This is a genomic window from Aneurinibacillus thermoaerophilus, assembly GCF_900099925.1.
Lineage (GTDB): Bacteria > Bacillota > Bacilli > Aneurinibacillales > Aneurinibacillaceae > Aneurinibacillus > Aneurinibacillus thermoaerophilus.
In genome coordinates, this window is the sequence record NZ_FNDE01000090.1 from 1 (window position 1) to 1494 (window position 1494).

The following is a 1494-nucleotide window of genomic DNA, read 5'->3' on the forward strand; positions in this document are numbered from 1 at the left end:
AAGTCCTGCGGTAATATGTCAAGTTCCTCAAACTACGAAATTGGAAATTAAGATGCCTCATTTATCGAAAAAAGGCAGCACTTAAAAAACCCAGTTTCATAGTTAAAAACTGGAAATATAATGAAGGATTCAATAGAGGGGCTTTTCCTCTATCGATTCACCTTCCTTCCAGGCGTGTAGATTTGATCGTTGCGTAGCAGCGCATCGATCAAACGCACAAGTTTTCTTGCCGTTAAAACGAGGGCTCTTTTGTGTTGATGTTTCGGTACTTCACGATACTTTTTCTGGTAGTAATCCCGAAACTCCGGTTCATACCGTTTTACCGAGTTGGCAGCCTCCACAAGGTAATAACGCAAGTATCGGTTCCCGGAACGAATCATTTTGCTTTCATCAGCGGTAAACGTACCTGACTGGTGCTTCCTCCATGTCAGCCCTGCGTATTTTGCCAGGGAAGCCTGATCTTTAAATCGCTGGATATCTCCGATTTCAGCCAGGATACCCGCGCAATATACAGGCCCAATCCCTGGAATGGTTTGCAGGGTATTCGGGATCCCTTGCAGCACCTTCTCAATGGCTTTATCCAGTTGCTTGATCTGTGCTTTGATGCTGCGAATTGACTCGATGGATGTTCCTAAGAGAAGGTCAATGGTATCCTCTACACACTTGGAAAGTCGGTAGGAAGAACGCATGGCCTTTTGAATACACTTCGCGGTCTTCTCTGGATGAGGGAAACGGTTCTTTCCCTTCTCCTTCAAGTAGTTGGCCAGCGTTTCAAGCTCCATTGCACTGATTTCTTCCACACTGAATTTCTCAAGAAGAAGTTCCGTCAGGGCGTTTCCGAACACCGTGCTTTCCACTTCTGACGTGAAAGCACTACACTTGAAAAACAGGTGTTGCAGAAAATACTGTTTTTCACGCGTTAGGTTATGAATCAGGTGGTAACGCATCCGGATGAGCCGTTGCAGCGCCACATACTGTTCCTGCATGATCACCGTCAAAGGCAGACGGCCAAAGCGCAGGCGATCGGCAATAATAAAGGCATCGATCTGATCGGTCTTGTCCAAATCCACATACGCTTCCTTGAACTTTCGAATGAGCTTTGGATTGATGGTAAAGACCTTGGCCTGACGCTTACGAAGCTGTTCATCGTCTGTGAGAAACATCGCTGGATGCCAGCTATAGACAGAGGTAGACTCCAGGCCAATCTGGATGTGCTGGCTATGATGCTTGTCCGCAAGGGCAAGGATTTGATCACGTAAGTAACGGGCACCCTCAAGGTTGTTCTTCACCGTGAGGGAGGCGAGGGTGTCCCCCTCCTGATTCATGATACAAACTTTCATATCGAGAGAGCTCACGTCAATTCCGACATATAACCGCATTGAGATGACCTCCTTTCTTTACAGGATCGAGGGAAATGGACTCTTCAGGATGCCCCTGGCGCACTCGCCTAGCATCAGCCTCGCGTATGAGAACTTACTCTGGTCCATGGGCTGC

General features: G+C 47.5%; 1 protein-coding gene. It reads right to left on the reverse strand.

Translation table 11 applies throughout. From position 1 onward, the window contains the following. Positions 1 to 149: 149 nt before the first annotated feature. Complete coding sequence (locus BLR88_RS18765) at positions 150 to 1379, reverse strand: IS110 family RNA-guided transposase (RefSeq protein ID WP_091261634.1); 1230 nt, start codon at positions 1377 to 1379, stop codon at positions 150 to 152. Between the last annotated feature and the right edge of the window lie 115 nt (positions 1380 to 1494).